General features: G+C 52.2%; 28 protein-coding genes. 24 read left to right on the top strand and 4 right to left on the bottom strand.

The features are described from left to right. Positions 1-106: 106 nt before the first annotated feature. The 4 genes from JW885_02420 (at position 107) to JW885_02435 (ending at position 3,421) form a co-directional block, all read left to right on the top strand. Positions 107-670 (top strand): sigma-70 family RNA polymerase sigma factor, encoded by a 564-nt coding sequence (locus JW885_02420; GenBank protein MBN1881004.1) that lies wholly within the window; start codon positions 107-109, stop codon positions 668-670. A 3-nt stretch (positions 671-673) separates the two neighbouring features. After that, on the top strand, positions 674-1,141 hold the full coding sequence (locus JW885_02425) for a hypothetical protein (GenBank protein MBN1881005.1): 468 nt from the start codon (positions 674-676) through the stop codon (positions 1,139-1,141). A 60-nt stretch (positions 1,142-1,201) separates the two neighbouring features. Further along, positions 1,202-1,837: a class I SAM-dependent methyltransferase gene (locus JW885_02430; protein ID MBN1881006.1), complete on the top strand. Its 636-nt coding sequence runs from the start codon at positions 1,202-1,204 to the stop codon at positions 1,835-1,837. 366 nt (positions 1,838-2,203) lie between these two features. After that, positions 2,204-3,421: a Gfo/Idh/MocA family oxidoreductase gene (locus tag JW885_02435; GenBank protein MBN1881007.1), complete on the top strand. Its 1,218-nt coding sequence runs from the start codon at positions 2,204-2,206 to the stop codon at positions 3,419-3,421. A 173-nt stretch (positions 3,422-3,594) separates the two neighbouring features. Here the strand turns inward: JW885_02435 and JW885_02440 are convergent, their stop codons facing one another. Continuing rightward, positions 3,595-4,452 (bottom strand): DMT family transporter, encoded by an 858-nt coding sequence (locus JW885_02440; GenBank protein MBN1881008.1) that lies wholly within the window; start codon positions 4,450-4,452, stop codon positions 3,595-3,597. A 406-nt stretch (positions 4,453-4,858) separates the two neighbouring features. On the opposite strand from JW885_02440, the gene JW885_02445 reads away from it, so the two are divergent. From JW885_02445 to JW885_02465, 5 genes are all read left to right on the top strand, one after another. Then, entirely contained in the window at positions 4,859-5,929 is a 1,071-nt protein-coding gene (locus JW885_02445) for a 2-hydroxyacyl-CoA dehydratase (GenBank protein MBN1881009.1), read from the top strand. Continuing rightward, on the top strand, positions 5,922-7,142 hold the full coding sequence (locus JW885_02450; GenBank protein ID MBN1881010.1) for a 2-hydroxyacyl-CoA dehydratase: 1,221 nt from the start codon (positions 5,922-5,924) through the stop codon (positions 7,140-7,142). The genes JW885_02445 and JW885_02450 overlap by 8 nt, the downstream gene beginning before the upstream one ends. Before the next feature lie 73 nt (positions 7,143-7,215). Further along, positions 7,216-7,647, top strand: coding sequence for a TIGR04076 family protein (locus JW885_02455; GenBank protein ID MBN1881011.1), 432 nt, complete (start codon positions 7,216-7,218; stop codon positions 7,645-7,647). 21 nt (positions 7,648-7,668) lie between these two features. Then, the gene (locus JW885_02460; protein MBN1881012.1) at positions 7,669-8,175 is read left to right on the top strand and encodes a hypothetical protein; all 507 of its coding nucleotides are present in this window, start codon (positions 7,669-7,671) and stop codon (positions 8,173-8,175) included. Positions 8,176-8,251: 76 nt separating this feature from the next. After that, positions 8,252-10,123 carry an acyl-CoA dehydrogenase gene (locus JW885_02465; GenBank protein MBN1881013.1) on the top strand — a complete coding sequence of 624 codons (1,872 nt, stop codon included), beginning with the start codon at positions 8,252-8,254 and terminating at the stop codon, positions 10,121-10,123. Positions 10,124-10,225: 102 nt separating this feature from the next. Here the strand turns inward: JW885_02465 and JW885_02470 are convergent, their stop codons facing one another. The 3 genes from JW885_02470 to JW885_02480 form a co-directional block, all read right to left on the bottom strand. Further along, entirely contained in the window at positions 10,226-11,311 is a 1,086-nt protein-coding gene (locus JW885_02470) for a site-specific integrase (GenBank protein MBN1881014.1), read from the bottom strand. A 30-nt stretch (positions 11,312-11,341) separates the two neighbouring features. Further along, positions 11,342-11,563: a hypothetical protein gene (locus JW885_02475; GenBank protein ID MBN1881015.1), complete on the bottom strand. Its 222-nt coding sequence runs from the start codon at positions 11,561-11,563 to the stop codon at positions 11,342-11,344. A gap of 2,090 nt (positions 11,564-13,653) precedes the next feature. Beyond that, positions 13,654-13,839 carry a hypothetical protein gene (locus JW885_02480; GenBank protein MBN1881016.1) on the bottom strand — a complete coding sequence of 62 codons (186 nt, stop codon included), beginning with the start codon at positions 13,837-13,839 and terminating at the stop codon, positions 13,654-13,656. A gap of 558 nt (positions 13,840-14,397) precedes the next feature. On the opposite strand from JW885_02480, the gene JW885_02485 reads away from it, so the two are divergent. The 15 genes from JW885_02485 to JW885_02555 all read left to right on the top strand — a co-directional run bounded on the left by JW885_02485 (position 14,398) and on the right by JW885_02555 (position 21,894). Further along, positions 14,398-14,607 (top strand): hypothetical protein, encoded by a 210-nt coding sequence (locus JW885_02485; GenBank protein ID MBN1881017.1) that lies wholly within the window; start codon positions 14,398-14,400, stop codon positions 14,605-14,607. A 332-nt stretch (positions 14,608-14,939) separates the two neighbouring features. Next, positions 14,940-15,149, top strand: a complete 210-nt coding sequence (locus tag JW885_02490) for a hypothetical protein (GenBank protein ID MBN1881018.1) — start codon at positions 14,940-14,942, stop codon at positions 15,147-15,149. A gap of 93 nt (positions 15,150-15,242) precedes the next feature. Beyond that, positions 15,243-15,401, top strand: a complete 159-nt coding sequence (locus JW885_02495) for a hypothetical protein (GenBank protein MBN1881019.1) — start codon at positions 15,243-15,245, stop codon at positions 15,399-15,401. Positions 15,402-15,403: 2 nt separating this feature from the next. Continuing rightward, positions 15,404-15,610, top strand: a complete 207-nt coding sequence (locus JW885_02500; protein ID MBN1881020.1) for a hypothetical protein — start codon at positions 15,404-15,406, stop codon at positions 15,608-15,610. An 82-nt stretch (positions 15,611-15,692) separates the two neighbouring features. Continuing rightward, entirely contained in the window at positions 15,693-16,016 is a 324-nt protein-coding gene (locus tag JW885_02505) for a hypothetical protein (protein MBN1881021.1), read from the top strand. Positions 16,017-16,026: 10 nt separating this feature from the next. Beyond that, positions 16,027-16,203, top strand: coding sequence for a hypothetical protein (locus tag JW885_02510; protein ID MBN1881022.1), 177 nt, complete (start codon positions 16,027-16,029; stop codon positions 16,201-16,203). An 89-nt stretch (positions 16,204-16,292) separates the two neighbouring features. Next, positions 16,293-17,105 (top strand): DUF3560 domain-containing protein, encoded by an 813-nt coding sequence (locus JW885_02515; GenBank protein MBN1881023.1) that lies wholly within the window; start codon positions 16,293-16,295, stop codon positions 17,103-17,105. A gap of 88 nt (positions 17,106-17,193) precedes the next feature. Continuing rightward, on the top strand, positions 17,194-17,442 hold the full coding sequence (locus tag JW885_02520) for a hypothetical protein (GenBank protein MBN1881024.1): 249 nt from the start codon (positions 17,194-17,196) through the stop codon (positions 17,440-17,442). 102 nt (positions 17,443-17,544) lie between these two features. Beyond that, the gene (locus JW885_02525; GenBank protein MBN1881025.1) at positions 17,545-17,772 is read left to right on the top strand and encodes a hypothetical protein; all 228 of its coding nucleotides are present in this window, start codon (positions 17,545-17,547) and stop codon (positions 17,770-17,772) included. Between the two features lie 307 nt (positions 17,773-18,079). Further along, the gene (locus tag JW885_02530; GenBank protein MBN1881026.1) at positions 18,080-19,093 is read left to right on the top strand and encodes a hypothetical protein; all 1,014 of its coding nucleotides are present in this window, start codon (positions 18,080-18,082) and stop codon (positions 19,091-19,093) included. Between the two features lie 98 nt (positions 19,094-19,191). Continuing rightward, complete coding sequence (locus tag JW885_02535; protein ID MBN1881027.1) at positions 19,192-19,539, top strand: hypothetical protein; 348 nt, start codon at positions 19,192-19,194, stop codon at positions 19,537-19,539. Between the two features lie 21 nt (positions 19,540-19,560). After that, the gene (locus JW885_02540; protein ID MBN1881028.1) at positions 19,561-19,776 is read left to right on the top strand and encodes a hypothetical protein; all 216 of its coding nucleotides are present in this window, start codon (positions 19,561-19,563) and stop codon (positions 19,774-19,776) included. 11 nt (positions 19,777-19,787) lie between these two features. After that, positions 19,788-20,003 (top strand): hypothetical protein, encoded by a 216-nt coding sequence (locus JW885_02545; GenBank protein MBN1881029.1) that lies wholly within the window; start codon positions 19,788-19,790, stop codon positions 20,001-20,003. A 16-nt stretch (positions 20,004-20,019) separates the two neighbouring features. After that, positions 20,020-20,610 (top strand): hypothetical protein, encoded by a 591-nt coding sequence (locus JW885_02550; protein MBN1881030.1) that lies wholly within the window; start codon positions 20,020-20,022, stop codon positions 20,608-20,610. Positions 20,611-21,087: 477 nt separating this feature from the next. Next, positions 21,088-21,894 (top strand): hypothetical protein, encoded by an 807-nt coding sequence (locus tag JW885_02555; protein MBN1881031.1) that lies wholly within the window; start codon positions 21,088-21,090, stop codon positions 21,892-21,894. The last annotated feature ends 283 nt before the right edge of the window (positions 21,895-22,177 follow it).

Genomic DNA, 22,177 nt, shown 5'->3' on the forward strand with positions numbered 1-22,177 from the left:
TCGGGCATCCGGACGATATAAACTGCGAAACATCATTCCATATTGCACCCGAAAGACATTTCTTCTATGATTGCAATAAACGGACAACACTGTCGTCTTAAGAAACATGAGTACCGATACACAAAACATGAATATCGCCGGGTTCTTTGAAACAGAAAAAAACCGCCTTGTTGGATACGTCAGGCGGCTGTTTGGTGAAGATGCGGACCGGGACAGCGAGGACATCGTCCAGGACGTGATGCTCGGTATCTTCAGCCGTTCCGATGAACTGGAGGCGATAGAGAACATCTCGGCATATGTGTATCGAGCCGTCAGAAACAGGGTGATCGATGCCCTGCGCGCCAGAAAACCAACGGTATCCCTGCATGGGAACAACACTGATGATCGAGCCCCGGCGCTGGAAGACATACTGGCGGACAATCGATATAACGCCTACGACGAAACTCATCGCTCCGAGATCAGACGCCGTATCACTGAGGCCATTGACGATCTCAGCGAGGATCAACAGGCGGTGATCATCGAAACGGAATTCATCGGTAAAAGCTTCCAGGAGCTGTCTGAGGAGTGGGACATTCCGATCGGCACGCTCTTGGCGCGAAAATCCCGGGGCATCGTTAAAATCAGAGAGGCGCTCAGCGATCTTTCACCGACACCAGAGAGAAAGGAATAAAAAATGACATCACATACTGACACATCACCAAAACCTTCCCGCTCGAAGCGCTGCCGAATCGCACACAAAGGCGCCCATGTCTTTTTCGGCATGCTGGCGGTCGTCGGATTTGCGCTGTTGTTCGGCCTGGTGGTCATGTGGTTGTGGAATTGGCTGCTGCCGGAACTTTTCGGCATAGCCGCCATCGGCTACTGGCAGGCCTTCGGTCTGGTGATCCTGGCTCGGATCCTCTTCGGCGGGATCCTGCCTGGATTCCACCCCAAATCAAAACACCGGTCCCCGTGGCCTCCCATACCGCCCCGTCCCCACGACCCGGACGTCAACGGCGGCGATATTTGGGGCCATATGGACAGGCGTTCTCATCGCTGGTGGTATTACAAAAAATTCTGGAAGGATGTGGGCAAAACCGCATTCGATGAATACATGAAGCAGTATGAGGAGAAAACTCCTCCCACCGACGATGATAAATAACCACCCCTTACAATCCGGCCCGCCAAAAGGCGGGCCGGTGGTCGCGAGGGACGTATCACAATGAAGTACACACACAGTGCGGAACATGTCACGATGTCCATCCCGGATCAGGCCCACACGTATGATATGCGCCATCGCGGTATCTCCCGGATCATGTACGCCCCCTTCCTGAGGCGAATCACCTCCCTCAACCCACAGGGGACGTGCCTTGAAGTGGGGGCCGGGACCGGGCTTTTCACTCGTCTCTTCGCAAAAAGATTCCCGGACGCCCGGATTACCGCCATCGACATCTCAAAGAACATGGCCGAGCGGGCGATACACATGATCGAGGAGACAGGCCTTTCAAAACGAATCGAGTATCTCATCTGTGACGCCGCCGATTCCGAGGTCATCACCTATCTCGGTCCCTTCGACTTCATCTGTTCGGTCTATTCACTGCATCACTGGGAGGAACCGACAAAAATCATGGAAAACCTGATCGGCTCACTCAATCCCGGCGGGATCCTCTTTATCGGCGATTTGCGTCGGACGGCGCTGTTCTCTCCGGTTCACGGACGAAGGGCGAATCCCGATTCCCCCATCGCTCCGTACAGCCGTGCGGAACTTGCCCGCCTGGCGGCCCTCCTGCCCGCGGGTAAATATGAAATCCATTCGACGTTCCCCTACCTGATACAGTCGCTGACCATAAAAAAATAACGTTTTTTTGAAAAGAGAGGCTTGCGCTACCCGTCCCGGTCACCTGCTCCACGACCTGAGAGCATATTCACATTTTGATTTCCAAAAATCTCCATCGACACAGGGAGGCGCCATATCCATACATCCCTGATGGATCAGGGATTCTCCGCACCACGTGATTACGGATGTCCGCTCGGGTCTCTACCTTATCCCGTGTACGCACTGTGTCGTTTTTCCGCAACCGGGTGTCGATCGCTCCGGAAGCCGGCGTATGTCGTCCGAATTTAATCGTTATCGAAATAATTGTCTTGTCACACCCTTTCTTTTGATGATACAATTTGATGCACGGTACATGACATTTTCACAATCCTCTCGTGGAGCGATGCAATGACAAAACGAGGCAAGGAGTTTAAGAGCAATTTCTGGGCACGCAATCCGTTGTTCGATTATGTACCCCCCGAAGACAAGTATCTCTTCGCCCTGGATGAACCGACCTATTCGTTCAATATCATCGGCTGCGGCATCATGGGTCAGGAGCACCTGCGCATGACCATCTTCGAGGGACGGGGCACCGTCCACGGCGTGTACGACACGAGTCCCCTGAGCATCGAAAAGACGAAGCTGGCCTTCGGCGCCCTCTGTCCCGGTAAAGAGCTTGTGGTGTATGACTCCCTTGAGGCGGCCTGTAACGATCCCGATGTCGATGGATTGATCATCTGCACCCCGAATTACAGCCATATCGACATCGTTCGGGTTGCGGCGAAATCGGGAAAGCACATCCTTCTGGAAAAACCGATGGCGACGACCGTCCGAGACGCCCACGAAATACTGAACATAGCGCAAAACCATCCGGCGGTCTTCCAGCTCGGCCTGCAGTATCGCTACAAGGCGATATACGTGGAGTCCATCCACGAGGCTTTAGAGAGAAAGGCCGTGGGAGATATCAAGATGATAACCATCATGGAGCACCGGGTCCCGTTTCTCGACAAGGTCGACCAATGGAACAAGTTTTCACGATACTCCGGCGGCACCCTGGTTGAAAAATGTTGCCATTACTTCGATCTGCTCAACCTCTTCGCCCAGTCGAAGCCGAAGAGTGTCTTCGCCACCGGCTCTCAAGCGGTCAATTTTATCGACTTCACCCGCGGAACCCAACGATCGGACATCATCGACAACGCCCTGGTGACGGTGGTGTATGAGAATAATGTTCGGGCGAGCTTCAACCTGTGTATGTTCTCCCCGATGTTCTACGAAGAGATCGTCATCTGCGGAGACGAGGGACGCCTCAAGGCCTTTGAACACGATACCTTCATCCCGGCGGAGCGTCCCAAGACGTACCTGGAGATACTTCGGGGCGAGCTGAAGCCATCCCGGATCACCACTCCCCTCTATCCCGGCTACATCGAGGAGGGGGGCCATAACGGCGCCACTTATTACGAACATGTCTATTTCATCGACAACATCGAGGGGAAGACCACAAACACCCCCACCGCCCTTGAGGGTTTCTGGTCCATCGTCGTGGGGGCCGCGGCCGAGGAATCTGCGGCCACAGGGAAGATCATCGAGATCGATGACTATCTGAAGAGAAACGAAATCACGATCTGACACGCCGGCGACAATCACCGGATTCCGATCAACTCCACAGGGTCAATCGCACCGAGCGCGCCTCAATCGATCCCGAAAGCAAGGACGTATTCACCGTTCATCCCGCACCAACGCCGATACTCCCCGCTTTCGTTCTGTGTGACTGAATACGGGAGACAACGCCACTCCCCGCCCTACCCGAATCGATTCACCACAAACACGCCGAACAGGACGACGCCTCCCCCGACGAGGGAGACGACGGTGGGCATTTCATGGATCACCAGGAATCCGAGCACTATGCTCAACACCGGCACGACGTAGAGGAACGTCGCCGCCCGGGACGCAGGCATCCGGGAGAGCACGAACGACCACGCCACGTACGCCACCACCGCCGGGAACACACCCAGATAGACGACGGCCAGGGTAGAAAACAGCGACGCCCCCGCCACTTCCTCCCCGATGCCGATCAGTCCGGGGAGCATAAAAAGTGTGCCGAACCAGATGGCGTACGTCACGACCTCGAGGCTCGAGTACGTCACCAGCAGCGGTTTTTGAACCACGAAGTAGATGCTCGTGCAAATCGCCGCGATAAAGACAAAGAGGCTCCCCACATCGGCGCTTACCCCCCCCTCGCCCTCTCCGAAGGCGATAACCCCCACTCCCGCAAGGCTTACCAGCATCCCCAGCCATCCCACACCGCGCACCTTTTCTTTGAGAAACAGCACCGATATGACCGCGGTAATCACGACGGCGGTGTTGATGATGAAGCACGCAGACGCCGCGGTGGTTGTTTTCTCGCCGATGTTGAGCAAGATATTATATATACTAATGCCCGAAACGCCGATGAGCAGAAAGCGGGGTAACTCGGAGAGGGTGGGTATCCGGATCTTCCGAAACACGGCCACCGGCACGAGAACGATCGAGGCAACCAGATAGCGAAACACCGCCAGGTGCACCGGGGAATAGTCAACCAGCGCCGCCTTGATGCCGACGAACGCCGACGCCCAGAGCGTCACGGTAATGAAGAGAGCAATGAAGATGGAGAGGTTCATTGTATCGGTCTCATGATCCCCACGTCATAAAATACACGGGATATTCCCGACATACACCGGAATATCCCGACCATGATTACCTCTACACCATTATCAGGTAAATGTCAAAACATTTCATCCTCGAAAACACACAAGCGGTAATGCGTTCACTTTTCAGGCGGCCGAGTGAAATATTTTCTTGACATATAATCATGTGTTGTGTATAGTGAACAATGTTCAGCATAGTATATACTGTATCATCTATTTAAATAAATCGTCACCCTGTCAATTTTTTATACTGCACGCTGTATGTTCTGTATGCGTATCATCGTTAGACCGAGAATTTCTCTTCGGCATGTATCGGTATCGCTTCTCAAACACGGCGAATCATACAGATTATATTCCACATACAGTCATCGGAGGATATATGAAAAACGTTCTGTATGCGTGTTCATACGTTCCCGTTGAAATCGTGACCGCCTGCGGTCTCACTCCGGTCTGGCTTTTGCCCGAAGGCGAGCCGCAAAACGCCGATCAGTATATCCATTCTCTCCTCTGTCCTTACGTGAGAAAGCTCTGCGCCGCCGTCATGTCCGATATCGCAGACATGCCGGTTGGAGTAATCCTGACCAACTCCTGCGACGGGATGCGACGCCTGGCCGACGTCATCCGTGTCTATCGTCCGGACCTGCCCCTCCTTTTTCTGGATGTGCCGCACAAGACGGATCCCGAATCCGTCGATCTGTTTGCAGTGCGACTCCGCCAATTCGCCGATAAACTGGCATCGACTTTTCAGGGGAGACCGGCGGACGACGACGCCCTGTGGCGGTCGATCGGCAGGCACAACAGCGTCCGCCTCGACATGCAGGAGCTTTTCATGCAGCTCAGAACGGCGACTCCCATCGTCTCGGGCTCCGAGGTTTTCCAGTTTTCAAAGGAGGCGATCACATCGGACATCGACGACTTCCTCCCCTCACTGCATCGTTTCCTTGCACACATCAGCGGGCGAAAACGGTCGATGGCCTCCCGGCCGGCTTCTCGGATCATGATTTATGGAAACATCCTGACCACACCGGATCTTGTCCGAATTATTGAAAATTCCGGCGCCGTCGTGGTGTCTCTGGATCATTGTTTCGGCGAGCGTTGCTTCGATCTTCCCGTCTCAACCGACACCGATTCCCCCTATACCGCCCTCGCCCGGCGATACCTCACCCGTTCTCCCTGTCCCCGCATGGGGGGGCTTTTGGACCAGCGGATAGTCGACATCGCATCCCTGGCCGAAGAAGCACGGGCCGACGGCGTGATCTACAGCAGTGTCATGCATTGCGACCATTTTCTCTACGACGCACCCTCTACCATCGGCAGCCTCAAGGGACGGGATGTGCCGGTTCTTTTGCTTCGGCACGACGGTGAATGGAATGCTCTTGGACAGGTCAAAACCCGTATCGAGGCGTTCCTTGAGACAATAGAGAATCGAAAGGTGCACCGCTATGCTTAAAACCATGCTTTCCGAGATGAAAAAACGGTCTCGTGCGGCGCTGGAAAAACGGTGGAGTCCCCGATTCTTTTGGTTTTCCCAGTGGGCGGAGACGATGCTTCGAGCCTTCGAGAAGGATATGCCGACAGTATTCACCACTTATTACACATTTCCGATGGAAATCCTGGCCGCCTTTGATGTCGCCCATTTTGATTTCGAGCTGGCCGCTTCCATGCTCGCATCAACGGAGCTTGCCGAGCCCCTGCTGGTGCGTGCCGACGACCTGGGATACGATACAGACATCTGCTCATTTCATCGGGCGAGCATGGGCGCCCATGATATGAGCCTCTACCCGGAATCCAAACTGTTTCTGACCACGTCGTCATTCTGTAACGGCAAGTGGAAAGTCAACGAGGTCCTGAGCAGATCTATGAATGCGGAGCCCTACCTGGTATCCATCCCCCAGGATATGTCCGTCGAATCGATTCGGTATGTGGCGACCCAGCTCAGGGAGGCTGCGGAAAAGATCTCCGTGGTTTCGGGACAGGCCTTTGATATCGACAGGCTCAGGGAGGCGCTTCGTATATCAAATCAGGCTCGAACGGCGCATCTGAGGATGCTGGAGTGCCTGAAACACCGTCCCGCCCCCTGGGGCGGCATTCAGTTGATGCAATATTCAATATTTTCCCGGATGTTTGCCGGAACGAAGACCCAAAAAACCATTCACGAAGCCTTCGCCGATGCGCTTGGGGAGCGGATCGAATCAGGAACGCTTCGACCGGAAAGTAGAAGGCTCTATTGGTTCGCCTGGGTTCCCACCTATCAGACGAATATCTTCGATACCTTCGCCCGATATGAAACCGCCGTCGTTCATTTTGAAACCCTGAACGTCTTCTGGGACGAACTGGACGAGAGGAATCCGTTTGAATCCCTGGCGCTGAAATGCCTCCAGGATCCCTTCCAGGGGCCGACGGAACACAGGCTCTCGGGGCTTTCGGGCCTCTTCGAAGATTTTTCCATCGACGGGGCCGTATTGTTCGCCACTCCGGGATGTCGCCACTCCAGCGGTGCATACGGCATCATCAGGGACGCCGTGGTCGATCAAGGACGTCCCTTCCTCATGCTGGATGTCGACATCGGTGATCCCAGGAAATATGCGCCCGAACAAACCGGCATCAGGCTGGAGGGATTTATGGAACTTCTTCACAACAACGAACGGGCTTTTCCGTCGTGACCGTATCCGGTCGGAGACGGAAAAGTCGCCTTACATACATATGATACGTAACCCATGAGAAGGGAGAAATCGAATGAAAATCACAGCAGAAATGTGGGACATGCTCCAGGAACATCTGGGCTACACCGACGAGCAGATGAAGATGTTTAAAGATCTTCCTCGAAACACCGACGTGATGGTGAAGGCGCCCGATCTTATGAACAAAACCATCACCTGCACGGTTGTCGACTCCCACGGCTGCAACAGCCGCCACAGGGTCGGCGAGACGTTCTATTTCGACGGGGTGGGAAACCTCCTGACAAAACTCAGTCCGAAGCGCATTTGCGTCCACGCCCTCAATGCCATGTCGCCGTTGATCTTTACCGTAAATGAACTGATCTATGCCGGCGTCGATCCCAATGACATCCGCTTCAATCGTCTCGGCTGCCTTGATGTGGGCGTCAAGTGCGGCGGATGGGGGAGAATCGTCCTGGAAATCAAAGTCATCGATCGCATAAAAAAGTAAGAGCATACATAGGAGTGAGACATGAATCGTCCCGAAACATCCGCCGTAAAGGAACTCATCATCAAAAACTGGATGACCCATGACGCCATGTGGTTCTTCCACTCGATGAATGAAATCGGCATCGAGACCACGAACAAGATCAACCGGCAGGCGGTCAGATCGATGTCGGTCATCGAGATAAAACGGTTGAAAAAATTATATGGTGTGTCATCCATCGAAACCTTCGAAGAGTTTGCCGACTTTTTTCCCCGAGCCTTCGAGACGATTCTGGGGGAGTTCATGGAACTGGAGTACTCTTTTCCGGAGCATAATCGGCTCCACGGTGAATGGAAACAGAACAGGTGCTTTGCCTATCAGGGCATCAAGAATATCGGTGTCATCGATCAATACAAATGCGGCATCTTTCAGCGAATCGAGGGATGGTTCGAAGGATTGGGAATCAAATACACCGTTGAGCCGAAGGTGACCACATGCATAATGCACACCAACGGACGGTGTTATCAGGATTATCAATTCTTCTTTAAGTAGCCCGTACTGACGATTTTTTTGGATGTCGTTCTGAGCGAACCATGAGTCATATGTCCATTGCCGAAAGGAGAAAGGTATGAAGAACTATCTAGTAGACCCTCGGGACCAGCAGTTCGTGCTGTATGAACAGTTGGGGCTGGACGAACTGTGCGGAACCGAACCCTTTGAGGAGCATACCAGAGAAATATTCGACATGGTCTTGAAGGAGGCGGAGCGATACGCCGTTGAGGTGATTGAGCCGACTATCAAGGACGGGGAGGATGAGGGGTGCCGCCTCGAGGACGGTGATGTCCTGGTACCGAAGTCGTTTCACCCCGCATACGAGCGATATCGCGAGGGCGGTTGGATTTCGATGAGCCGTGAACCCTCTGTTGGGGGGCAGGGCCTGCCGTATCTTCTGGAAGTCGCATCCCGGGAATTTTTGAACTGTAACGCGGCGTTATGCGCCTATCCCGGTCTTGCCGAGGGAGCGGCACACCTGATTCAGGAATTCGGCACCGAGCAGCAGAAGCGCGTGTACATGGAGAAGATGTTCGCCGGCGCCTGGGGCGGCACCATGGTGCTGACCGAGCCTGGGGCCGGGTCGGACGTTGGGGCGCTGACCACCACCGCCAAAAAAGAATCTGACGGCCCATACACCATCACCGGCACCAAGATATTCATCACCGGCGGCGATCAAGACCTCACCGAGAACATCGTCCACATGGTGCTGGCCCGTATCGAGGGGGCCCCAGCGGGAACCCGCGGCGTCTCCCTGTTCCTGGTTCCCAAGTACCTGGTCAACAACGACGGCACACTGGGACGCCGAAACGATTATACCATCGGAGGCATTGAGAAGAAGATGGGATTTAAGGGCTCGGCGACGTGCCTGATGAACTTCGGCGACAACGGCGCCTGTTACGCAGAGCTTCTGGGAGAGGAAAACCGGGGTATGAGGAACATGTTCGTCCTGATGAACGAGGCCAGGATCGGCGTCGGCCTCAAGGGTCTTTCGGCCGCATCGCGATCGTACATGCTCGCCCTCAAGTACTCCCGGGAACGTATCCAGGGCACGGACCTTGCCAACTTCAGGAATCCCGAGGCGCCCCGGGTGCCGATCATCAACCACCCGGACGTCCGCAGGATGCTTCTCTGGATGAAGTCCCATACCGAGGCACTCAGGGCGATGATCTATTTTGCCGCCTGGTGTGAGGACAAAGTCAAAACAACACGGGATATTGACGAGCAGGAAAAATGGCACGGCCTTTTTGAACTGCTCACACCCATCGTCAAGTCGTATGGATCGGACATCGGTTTCTCGGTGGCGGACCAGGCCATCATGGTGCACGGTGGATACGGCTACATCAAAGAATACCCGGTGGAGCAGATCCTGCGTGACGTGAAGATTGCGGCGATCTTCGAGGGAACGAACGGCATCCAGGCGTTGGATCTTGTGGGAAGAAAATTGGGCCAGAAACAGGGGGCGCACTTCGCTGGTCTCATGGAGCACATGCGAAAGACCCTGAACACCGATAAGGAATCGACAAATGGTGTGACACCTCTCATCAAAGAGGCACAGTCGGCGGTGAATACCCTTGAGGAGATGGCAGAGTTCTTCGCCCGGTGCAGCAAGGAGGGAAAATTCCTGGTACCGATCAGCAACGCGTCGCCCTTTTTGAGCATGACGGCGACAATCATATCCGCCTGGATGCTGGTCTGGCAGGCTGCTATCGCACAGGAAAGGCTCGATTCCCTCTCCCGTGAAAAGAATGTTACGCCGGACGACTGGGTCAACTGGGCGCGGTTTCTCAACGATACGCCCGATGCCGCGTTCTACGCAGGGAAAATCGCCTCGGCCACCTACTTCATCAACAACATACTCCCACAGGCGGACGCCATCGCCCGGGCCATAAAGACCGAAGATTTGTCACTCATCGAAATCGCCGATGCGTCATTCGGACCCGATTGATGTAAAAAAGCGTTCTTTTAAAGAACGTAATGCGTCGATATCCTTTTATTTGACTAATGTTCTCCCCACAATGAAATTTATAGCAATATGCAATAATATCGGCTATTTATCTTCTCCCACCTTTTTGTCAATTCTCAATGTTTCCAAAATTCTTCCAAAATTTTTTTGATCTCTGGTATCTACCAAACTCTCTATCGCCTCTTTCATATGATCCGGCTGAGGGTGGGAATATCTCTTGAACATTTCAAAGGTTTTATGACCGGAGAATTCCATTATAGTCCGTATATCTACTTTTGCTTGCTGCATGTCGGTTATAAAAGTATGCCTGAGATCATGTACCCTGGCATAAGGAATCCCGGCACGATGAACAGTCGCGGCGAAACCCTTTTTCATTGTTGCCATCTTATTCCCATTGTGCGATATTATCCAGTCACATTTCTGATCTTTCTCGGCTTCTAATAAAACTTGAAGCAGATGACTGTTTATAGGGATAGTACGAGAATCACCGGTTTTGCTCGTGCGTACAAATAAAGAGCCGTTCTTGAAATCTATATCGTCCCACCTCAGATTCAATATCTCACCGTGCCTCATACCCGTGTTCAATGCCAACTCGATAAACAGACGTGTCCTGGGATTGGCATTTTCAAGCAGCATTACTTTTTCTCCGGCTGAAAGAACTCGTACCGGAGGCCGATCCTCCTTGAAATAACGAACGTGCTTAAATGGATTTGTCTCAATATACCCGACCTTCTCACACCAGGACGTAAAAGCCTTGATTTTTATGATATCAATATTTGCCGAACTCTTTTTGTTTTTTTTCAAACGCTCATGTTTATATTTTTCGAGCATAAAACCGCTCAGATTTTCCATGTCTAAATCACCGACATACTCAAGAAAACGGTTGAGTACAAGATCGTCCTGCTTGTAGGTGTTTTGGGCTTTATTCTCTTTCGAGTAATTCAAATACTCATGAATCAACTTTGATATTCTGTACTTCTTCTTTTTCTTAACATACTTCCCCGCATAGATCTCATTCACCCTCGTGTTCATGAAATGTCGTGCCTCATGGATCGTTACACCATGCAATCTCTTCTTCGACCCCATGCTCACGCCATCTACCATCACACGGTAATCAACCTCATAAACGGTGTTGCCGTGCTTATCTTTCAGTGTTTTGATTCGGGGCATGGTCAATAGCCTTTGATTCGTATTTCGTCATTATACCTCAAAATAAAGACCATCTATAATTCTTCGATCAAATTCAAATTTGTCACCCATACCGTCTGTGATTTCAAAAATATCCATGTCTTTCCATTTAATAAAAACCGGACCAGCAAACATTGCCACCTTCTCTTCGATCGTCACATAGGCCCAATTGAATGATGAAAGTGGAAGATTCTTTTGGTTTTTTTCCCATTTTTTTGCGTCCATATCAATCATTTTATATCCCCTCCTTTCATGTTTTCTCAAATTTTTGAAAAAATTTCATACACCCATGCGTCTTTTTACATACTTGCAGCGTGATTTGAAAAAATTGTCCCATGTGAGATAAGGGGTCGGTAAGGCCCTGGGGGTTAAGCCGTTTTCCTGGCTAAATCACCCGATCGATTCGATGATAATGATTACTATTAATGTGATATCTATCTGAAATCATAGAAACAAACCACACTTTGTTTTTAATCTCCGGATCGGCGTGCCATGAGGGCAAAACTCGTGATGCCCTGAGCCGTTGCCCAAGAAACAAAATGTTACAATTTTGTAACATCCTACCATATGGTATCTTTTCGTATCCCCGCGCGCGGGATGATGTTGTTGTGTGCTTTGCGTGTCTGTGTGGTTTTCATTTAATGATATCATTTATAATAATTGCTTTTATGTCCCCTGGTCATTGTACCAGCTCCCCCGGTCCCGGATTACCTGGGCCGTGGTGATCGCGTCCCCCTGGTGTTTTTCTGCTGGTGACGTCCTGGTGTTTTGTGTGGCGTGTCTTATGTTCTGATTATATCATGCCCTGGGATATATCCGCCGTTGTTTCCAAACTTTTGGAATATCTTTTTTTTCTTCCCGGTGTTCTCTCTCTCCTGGTTCACTCTCTCCCTGTCCCCTTGTGTGTCTCTCCCTCTGGGCGTGTTCACTCTTCCCCGGTCCCGTGTCTTCCCTCGCCCTGGTGCGTTTCGTGTATCGTCCGCCCCTGGTCAATCTCTCCCCCTGGTGCAACTCCCCGGTTTATCGTTTCTCCCCGTTTCCGTTTTCCTGGAATGATCGCGGCGTGTCTCTCTCTCCCGGTTTATCGCTCCCCCTGGGGGCGTGTTCTGTTCTCTCTCTCTCAGTTTCCAATCTTTTGGAATGATCCCGCGCCCGTGTAATGTTGTCCTTTTTTACTACTACTATTAGCAGAAAAAGACATCATATAGTTACCTTTTAAGATTTTTATTAAATCTTTAAAATGCAGTTTTATGCTTGAGCGTTCAGGCATATTTTGAATTGTTGACACATTTGTCAATTTCTCAATTTCCCTAACTAATATGATATTAGCTAATCATATATTAGTTAAGTAAATCATTGGTGGTGTAGTGTTTCCAGGGATGCGCTCTCCCCGGTGTTTTGTTTTTCTCCTGGGGGCGTTTCCATTTTTTTGGCCTGGTGTCTTTTTCCCGGTGCATGATCCCGCGCCCGTGATTCACTCTCCCCACTCCATGTATACATTCTCTACCTGGGGATCAATCCCGCACTCCCGGAGCACGTCCGGTAATGTTCCCCGCTCATGACACGAAACAAAAAACAACGCGATTGTCTCTTGTAGATTCTCTTTTGCTTTTTCTTCCGTCTCTCCCTGGGCGAATACATCCAGGGCGGGACATGAGGATATCCAGGTTGATGGTGTTTTCTTTTTAACCGTACAGGGCAAGCTAACACTTTTTTTCATTTATCGCCGTTTCCAGTCTTTTGGAATATCCCCGGACGTTTTTTTATTCTCTCCCTCCTGGCCGTTTCGCTCCCCTGGTCCCGGCGTTTCTCTTTTTTCCCGCTCCCGGTGTTTTGTCTCCCGCTCCCCCTGGGGCGTGACGCGCCGGCCCTGGGCGGTGTTTCGCCCCTGGTGGTTTTCAGCTCCCCCGGCGTACGATCCGCGCGGTCAATAAAACATATTCACCATGCTTGTAATAACTGATCTAATTTGATCTTTTGAGTAATCATAACCGGCGGCGTGTAAATGTAATTGCACGTCCTGGATCATTTCATTATCTGATTTTTCAATGTCGTGATGATCATAATACTCGATCACGTTAAAAGCTGCGGTGATGATCCGGGAAACGTCCGCATCAGACAAGGGCGCTGTTTCCGTGTTTTTCGCCCGCGTGATAATACCGATGATACACGCGATGATAAGCGGCGTGATGATTACCAGGGCAATAATACGGTTTTTCCTTTTTTATGTTTTCTGTTTTCATTGTGTACCATCCCGTTTACGTTTTCCAATCTTTTGGAAACAACAACACGCCCGGTCATTGTCTCCCCGGTCCCCGGTCAATCTATCTGAACTCTACTTCTCCTCGATCCAGGCGGGACAGATAATCATGTACCATCATGCGAATAACTTTTGAATTATCCCGATACGTGTTGTCGGCCATTTCTGAAATACGGGCTTTTTCTTCCCGTGTAAATCGAACCGTGATTGTATCTGTTAATTGTTCTTTTTCAGTGTTGCCTTTTACCATTCTTTTTTATCTCCCTTAATCCATAATTCATTTTTAAAATAGTACACATAATATGTCAAGGTGTATTTTGCACACTATGATTTTTTAATCTAATTTTAATCTAATTTTAATCTTTTTTTTCATTTTTTTCTTGACAGAATATACAGCATGACCATTTGTCGCATCGTGCTTTATAACATATTGATATTATTAACATAATGGATGATTACAATGTACACATAAAACACCTTATACTACGCCTAACATGTTGTAATTATTAGTGTATTTTACAACTCTTTTTTTGTGCTATAATGTACACGTAGTAAGACATAGAACACATAACACAAAGGGGGATGTAATGAGTTACCTGGTAGAGATCACGCGGCGGGGAGCGATCAGGCGTTACCGTGTCGACAATGCGGCGCTCGTGAAAATGATCATGGAGATCGCCGGAGATGCGGAAACTGATTTTGACATTCTCGACGTCGCATAAAACACCGGGCGCCGTGTGGCGCCCCCAGGATCGACCGGAGACGGTCGGCCCTGGGGGATTCATACAAAACAAAAACGGGGGATGAAATGATTGACAGAGAAAAAATTATTGAGGAATTGAGCAGGGGAACAGACGCGGAAAAAAGAGACGCGCGGATCGCGGCGGCCTATTGGGCCGGGGTTCTCGAAATTGCAACGCCGGACCAATTCTGTGAGCTGCTGGCGGAGCGCCCATCTGGGGAGATTACCGAGGTAGGCGCCGAATGGGGCGGCCCGCCGTTGGGGATGGACAATTAAAAAAACCGGGGAGTGATCCCCGGCGGGATCATCTACCAGGACGATTCCGCCGGGACTTACTCACACACAAAAGGGGGATAAGATGGGGCGTTTTTGTTATCGAGTTTTTGAGCATCAACGGGATGACAACGGTTTTGTTCCGTCCATTCTTTTCGAGGGTGAAAAAGGACACCGCCCGCTCGTGGGTCAAGGTGTCGGGGCGTCACCCTGGTACTGGGGTAAAACCTGGAAAACGGCACAAGAAACGTGTGATGCAAAAAACAAAAGCTTGGGATTGACGCGGGTTGATGTGGAAGAGATCACAGCGTCAACACTGTAAACGGGGGGATGTGATGACACGACAAGAAACACGGGAATTTATGACGGCTGCGCGAATTTTCGCGGCGGTCCTGATCCTGGCGGTCAAAGACTATTACGCCGGGACGCTGGAGCGGGAATGGTTTTTCAGTGAACGCGCAACGCTCTTGATGACCGTTGTGATTGTCGCCGGCCTGGTCAATGACGTAATAGCGGAGATCGAGACGATCCGGGCGGCGGCGTAAATTCCACCAGGGGGGAGCGGTCCCCCCAGGATGCACCGGCGGGCGTGTCCTGGGGGAATCGTTCACCACACACAATAAGGGGGATACCATACCATGAGAAACAGAAAAGAGACCATGACGCCGGGGATGATCCGCTCCCGGATCGAATCCATGAGGGCGGAGATCGACGCGCTCATTGCGCGCACGACGGCCCGCATGGGCGTTGATCAGCTTTGTCATGAAACCGGCACCATCATCACGGCGGGGGTGTAGTCATGGGAAAAAAGAAACGGGAAAAGCTAAACAAGGAAACAAAGAACATCATTAAATGGATCATCGGCCTGATGGAGCAATGCCGGGACGGCCTGGAGCTATACGAAAACTTGGAATTACTCACACAGATGATCAGCGCCGAATTTTTCGCCCGGATTGACTGGCGGGCGGTGATCCTGGCGGAACGGGAATATTGGACGGGGACATGATCCCCAGGGGCGCCCGGTGTGGCGCCCGCGAAACGCTCCCGGACCTGGGGAGTTTTTCGCGGGATTCACACAAGGGGGAGATATGAAAAAAACCAATAATAAAAAATATGCCGGGTGTTGCAATATGTTTGGCCCTATTGGAGACGACATTAAAGGGCGGCTTGATTCCTTTTTTAAAAATCCGGATGAGGCGACATGGGATGACGTCAGCGGCATCATTATCGGCGGTGATGGTCACACCACATTTTGGCAAGCGGTAATTGCCGTTGATCCGTCTTTTCCCAAAAGGGCGTCATTACGTGATCCGCTTCCCGATGAACCGCCCTTTTCAATATGGGAACGCATACCGGATGAATTCACCGCCCGGCGTGCTCTTGAATATGCGAAAACTCTAAACACCAAATAAAGGGGGAGACATGAAAAACGTCGACATGAAAACCGATGGAAACACCTTGACGATCACCATTGACTTGTCGAAAAACTACGGGCCGTCCCGGTCCGGGAAAACTCAGATCATTGCCACAACGGAGGGCAACGAAAAGGTCCCAGGCCGTGACGGCGTGATGATCGGCGTGAACGTCTATCAGAAGTGATCACCGGGGGGGCGTGTATGGCGCCCCCAGGATCGACCGGACCGGGGCCGGTCCTGGGAGATTCATACACCACAATACAAGGGGGTTTTATGGGTAATTGGTACGAGGAAAAACAGGACGCCCGGCGGGAGCGATACCTTGACCGGGCGGACAAAGCGGACCAGGAAAAGGAAAACTACTGGAAACGAACGGACGATATCGCCCGGTTTATCCCGCCTGGTCAACCTATTTTAATCGGTCACCATTCCGAAAAACGGCACCGGCGGGACCTGGAGCGCATGGACAATTTGACAAGAAAAGCGATAGACGCAAAAGAAAAAGCGGACCATTACCGGCGCAAGGCGGACGCGGTGGGCCTGGGCGGGATCAGCTCCGATGATCCGGACGCGGTGGAAAAACTCCGGGACCAGTTGGACGCCCTGGAGGAAAAGCAGCGTTTCATGAAACAGGTCAACGCGGCCTGGAAAAAAGCGGGATCGCCGGCGGCGGACAATACGGACGCATGGCGCGCGATCGCGGACGCCCTGGGCGTTGATATGGCGGACCTGGAGCGAACCAGAGAAAGCCTGGCGCGGGGATTCATTAACCGACCGTTTCCCGGTTATGAGCTCACAAACAACGGCGCGAATATCCGCCGGATCAGGGAGCGGATCGAGGAGCTGGAAAACCGGACCGCAGCGGCGCCGGATATCGAGGGCGCCGGATATCGCATAGTAGAAAACGCCGACATGAACCGGATTCAATTCTTTTTCGACGATAAACCGACACCGGAGATCAGGGCGATATTAAAGCGGAGCGGCTGGCGCTGGGCGCCGTCTGTCGGGGCCTGGCAGCGGCACCTTAACAACAATGGCCGGTATAGCGCCGGATACGTGGAAGAAAAGATAAAAGAATTTTTGTAATTTCAACCGGGGGGGGGCGTGCGGGTCCCCCAGGGGGCGCATGGTACGGCGTCCCCTGGAAGATTCACACACAATACAAGGGGGAGATATGGATTTTTTGAGAAGTAAATACACTTTCACCATGACCAGGGAAAACATGAAACGGATCAAGGAATTTATGAAAAAGCACAAGGTCCCGCATCGCCTGGATGCGGACGTAAAGAGAAATCAAAATTGGGGTCATTATGTTTTAACTATTTTCGGCGATTCAATAGTAGGCCGGACCATGAACGGCGAATATTATCATAAAAATATCCTGGTCCCGATACGGCGCATGATTGATCAATTCAGCACGTAAGTATCCCTTGTGGCCCGGATCACCGGGCCGGGCTCACGTCGTCGCATTAAAGGGAGAATGAGCCGAAAAAGCGGCGGCACAATCATCTTTATAGGGGGAAACATGGAGATCATCATTGTGTGGTTTAGGCGTTCAATGCGCGGGAGATCATGCGATATTGTGCGATCCGAGCGGCGGACGTTTGAAAACGTGTACCAGGCCGCATTACACGCAGAGCATATAATTGACGGCGCCCTGGGCGGCGCCGGGAACGGAAACGCCACGCAATACCTGATGTTTTCCCAGGATGACCGGGGGGAGATAATCGGCGTATCACTCCCGGAGAAATGATAATCGCCGGGGCGGGGATCACTCCCCGCCCGCACCGTGAAATATCCCCCAGGGGGAGCGGCGCCGGCACGGTGTCGGACGTCGCCCCCCCGTCCCCCAAAAACACCGGGGACCGGGGGCGCCGGGGAGCTGGGCGCCGGGGGGATGATCCGGGGGGACCTGGGGCCGGGGGCCATATTCCCCCCGTATCCGGGGCCTCTGAATTTCTGCAAGATTTCCCCGTATTCGGGCCGTATCCGGGACGGCAAATTTTCCCAAAAATTCCCGTATCCGGGGCGACAGAATTTCCCAAAAACCGGGAGGAAACATGACGTATCAGTGTGACATATGCGGAAAAAAGATAGACGCCGCCGGCGTATGCGACACGTGCGGCACCTGGGCCGCCGATCAGGTCCATCGCGTGATAGACGATCGCGTGTACCAGGTCCCGGTATCGGAGATCGAGGCGATCCCGGAGAAATTCCAATTCAAGCTGGATGTGGACGCCGACGGCGTGCAGCGCCCCTTGTCCGGCGTGTGGGACGTGTGGGCCGCCGGGGTGATCCTGGTCTATGAGGACCGGACCGGGCGGCTTTTCGTGGCGAACGGTCACCACCGCCTGGCCTATGCCCGCGCCCTGGGGGTGGACGTTATGGCGTCTCACCTTATCCGGGAGATCGAGGGATACACCGTATCCGACGCCCGGCGCATCGCGGCGGAAACAAATATCAAGGACAACAAGGGCACCGTGTACGATCACGCAGAATTTTTCAGGATGGATAAGTCATATTCGGATGAGACCGTAAGTCACCGGGGCATTAAGTCAAAAGGCTATACTATCGGAAAGTCCAGTACCGACAACACCTATTCCCATTTCAGGGCAAAGCGGATCACGCCGGACCAGGCGCACGCGATCGCGGACGGGGCGCCTGGTGATGATACGTACCAGGTGGCCGGCGTGAAATTCGCCCTGGATAATCCCCGGTCAAAACCGGAGGAAATCCGCGCGTTCATCGAGGCGCTGCGGATTGTGGACCGGGCGCCGGTGCAGGATAATCTTTTCGGGTTCGACGACGCCGCCCTGGTGGACGCGGAGCACATGGGCCGGGAGGTCCGCCGTATCAGGGCGGAGATAAACGACAAGATCACGGCGGTGCGATCCGCCGCGAAACGCCCGGACACCGCCCGAAAGCTGGGGGTGGACGTGCGGGATCCCGGCGGCATCCTGAAACTGGTGGACGGGCTGAAAGCGGAGCTGGCCCGCTGGGAGAAGTGGTTTACCGATCCGGAGTTGACCACGCACGTCCGGGGACGTGTTCGGATGCGGGCGGCTGTGGCGTAATCCGGGAATACCTGGGAATCGGTGGGATTCCCTGGGATGCGGTGGGAATACCCCCCCGTATCCGGGACCTTGTAATTTCCCCAAAAAAGGCGGTCATCATGGCGGAAAAAACTGAAAACATGACACAATATAGGTTAGAGGCCCAGGACGCCACGCCCACACGCTCCAACCGGTGCGCTGCGTGCGGCGTCCCCCTCCCCCCGGTCAAGGCCCGGCCGAAGAATCACCGGAATATGTGCGATTACTGCCGCAAGGTGATCTCCGGGGAGCGGGGCCTGTTTCCCGTATCCGGGGATGACACGCCGGTGGAATATGACTATGCGTTTGATCGATACCGGGACCGGGTGGCCATTGAGGACAAAAAGCGGCGGACGTCCCGCCCGTCCCCGGACGGGGGAGACGTGGGCGATTTGCCGTTGTTTGAAAAACAGAATGATTTGTTTTAACCGATCATAAAGGGGGTAGACATGGATCATATTCAATTTCTTTTACAGGGCGTTTCCGAAATGGAGTATGACTTCACTGCCGAAGTCAAAAAGGAAATGGAGCGCCTGTGTCGATCCGGCGGCGTCGGTGATACGAAACTCAATACGGTGCTGCGCGTCGCCCTGGAGAACATCGCCGGTCGATTCCGTATCATTGAATCGGAAAAGGAAAACTACGAAAACCTGCAATGCTTTTAAGGGGGGTAGACATGGCAAAATTCAGATTCGAGGTGTTCATCTGCGCCGGGGGCGTGGAGGTGGAGGCGAAGGATCAACGCGAGCAGGCAAGCTGGCCGAAAAGAAAATCAAGGAGCTGGCGGGCGGCGCAGAAAACATCAACGTGGATGTCCTGGAGGAAGGCGAAAACGGCTGGTTCTATCACGGCCAGTGGTAAAGGCCCGTATCCGGGACCATCAAGATTCTGAAATTTAGGAGGGAAAAATGCTAACTGTCAGGTATCAAGATTTATGCAAACACCGGGAGGCTGGCTGTCACCACGATCTCTTGTGGCGTCTGTGTTTTGCGAAGCGCAGAGACATTCGTCTGCGAAAAATACTCAAGCTCAAGGGGTGGTTCTACACCCTGTACGCCCTGCACGTCTGCAATCACCCCGAGGTAGTGCCGATCATAGCCGCAGATTTTGCGGAACGGACACTCCCTGTTTACGAGGAATGCCGACCAGACGACGACCGCCCCCGAAGGCTTCTCGAGTCCGTGAGGAACGGAACGGTTACACATGCAACGGTCGAAGCGGTAGGCGAATCGCTCGATGATCTTATCAAGGACAGCTCTCTGCCGTTTTTATCGCTGATATATAACGCCGGGAAGGCCGTTTATTTTGTCGGCTGCATAACGGAAGAACGTGATACGGTTCGATCTGCTCACTATTTTTCCCACGTTAGCTACGATGCAATAAGCGGCGCAAAATCACACACATACGACTCTGCGGTTTTAAGAGAAAAAGAAAAACGCGAACGTGAGTGGCAGGTTCAGCGCCTTTTCTGGTACTGCGATAACTACGAACCGAAATAATGGAGGATGATATGGGCAATATCAGGTTTTGAGAAAAAACACGTTTCGGGTATTTGGGCCGGAACGGATACGGTCACTGCGTCGGCATTACTGTGTATCGTCTGGGTGATGAGATTATCTTTTCGCCAACGAACACCAGGGGTGTGGCCCGGTGCTCTATCTCTTTGCCGGAGGCACAGATTGACGAGCTGATTTCCGCGCTCAAAAACCAGAGTACAACGGAGACTGATGAAAGAACGGATAAAGTCAAGATTTCCTGCAAAAATTGTAACTCTCAGAACACCACTGTGCATGATACGGTTGATTTCGCTGACAGAGGGTATGACGCCTATGTCTGCCGTGACTGCGGCCACGAGGGCAAGGTATGGTATGTGGTGAAATACACCGAGATCGAATGACGGGGCCGTGGCCCCGCCGGATGCCGTGCGCTACGTGGTATCCGGCGGTATCACGGACTACAAGGAGGGATAGCATACAATGGATTTTCAAGACTTTGATCGTATCGTGAATGAAACAGTGGAAGCGTGGAAAAAGGAGGCGGAAAAAGGCGACGGCGACTGGGCGCAGATTTTTGCAGACCAGTTTGTCAAGGATGTTTTTGCCGCCCCCGTAGACTGCACATGTGCGTGGCACAAAGAAATAACTGGGGACCAGCCGGGGAAATTTGTCGGGATCATAATCACGGCGTGTGACAGTCTAAACGTGCCGGTCCCGGTCGATGCGACGGAAGAAGAGGTGAGGCGTTACACGCTGCAATGCTTACCCAACATCCAATTGGAGAGAGAGGCCCACGATAAAATCAAAATAGAGGTGGCGGGGAGAGAGAAAAAAAGGCAGGATGAGTTTCTTCTGAACACGCAAAACAAAAATTTTAAATTGTATATGAGGGAATTAACCGATCTCATATCCCGCTATTCCTCCCCCCGTCCTTCCGGCGATGCCCTGCGGGACTGGAAAGGGGCATGGGAAAACGTCGATCGTTTTGAATCGTGCGAGAAACACCTTGCAGACGCACGCTCCTATCATGTTGCGATTTGTGCGTCCCGCATCGTCAAAGGCGTGGCCGACGGCGATCACGTAAACCTCGATGAAATCAACAACGATCCGGTATTCGAGAAATCATGGATTGATGATTTGGTTGTGTTGTATCAATCAATCCTACATGACACGTCTGCGTCTGTTGAACAAGCTGTTGCCGCCATTTTTTCCGAAATCCAGTACAGGGTTTTTAAAAAGGAAATCGAACGCCAGAAATCGCGCAAAGAAGAACTGGGGTTACATTGATTTATCCCCCTGGGGGTCCGGGCGTGTTCCCCCTTTGCGTCCGGGCCCCCGTATCCGGGGCCTCTGTATTTTTCCAAGGTTTTGGAAGGGGCGCGTAAAAAAAACGATGAAGAAACCAGCAAATTGCCATATGATAATTATACCATGTTAAGTAAAGTTATATATGAATTATATGATACTATTATATAAAAGCATGTTAAGTATGCAATATTTAATTGACAATCGTTTTGTAAATAGTATATGATGTCGTTAAATTTTTCTATGGGTGACATGGCGGATTTTA

This window comes from Candidatus Zymogenaceae bacterium (assembly GCA_016931225.1).
Lineage (GTDB): Bacteria > Desulfobacterota > Zymogenia > Zymogenales > Zymogenaceae > JAFGFE01.